The 531-nt window shown below is 56.5% G+C and carries 1 protein-coding gene; it reads left to right on the top strand.

Features of this window, described 5'->3' with window-relative positions:
- Positions 1 to 531, top strand: a 531-nt coding sequence (locus tag A0765_RS09215) for a collagen-flanked surface repeat-containing protein (protein ID WP_442684629.1), incomplete at both ends; no start/stop codon positions are given.

The raw sequence follows: 531 nt of genomic DNA, 5'->3' as shown, positions 1-531 counted from the left end.
CGGTGCAGCAGGACCAAAAGGCGATAAAGGCGCAACTGGAGCCACAGGTGCCACCGGTGCAGCAGGACCAAAAGGCGATAAGGGCGCAACTGGAGCCACAGGAGCCACTGGCGCAGCAGGCCCGAAAGGTGATAAAGGAGCTACAGGAGCCACTGGCGCAACAGGGCCAAAAGGCGATAAGGGCGCAACAGGTGCTACAGGCGCAACCGGAGCCACCGGTGCAGCAGGACCAAAAGGCGATAAGGGCGCAACTGGCGCAACCGGAGCCACAGGTGCAGCAGGACCAAAAGGCGATAAAGGTGCAACTGGCGCGACCGGAGCGACTGGAGCTAAAGGTGAAACTGGTGCTACAGGCGCAACTGGTGCCAAAGGTGAAGATGGTAAGCCATCATTAGCTCAAGTCGTAGACAACAACGACGGTACACACACAGTTAAAGTTGGTCTGGATAAGAACGGCAACGGCCAATTGGATCCAGACGAAGTAACCTCATCTACCATTGTTAAAGATGGTAAGGATGGAAAAGCTGGCGC

Source organism: Streptococcus cristatus, assembly GCF_001588905.1.
GTDB lineage: Bacteria > Bacillota > Bacilli > Lactobacillales > Streptococcaceae > Streptococcus > Streptococcus cristatus_N.
The sequence above is the reverse complement of the archived record's forward strand: the minus strand, read 5'-3'. Positions and strand labels throughout refer to the sequence as shown.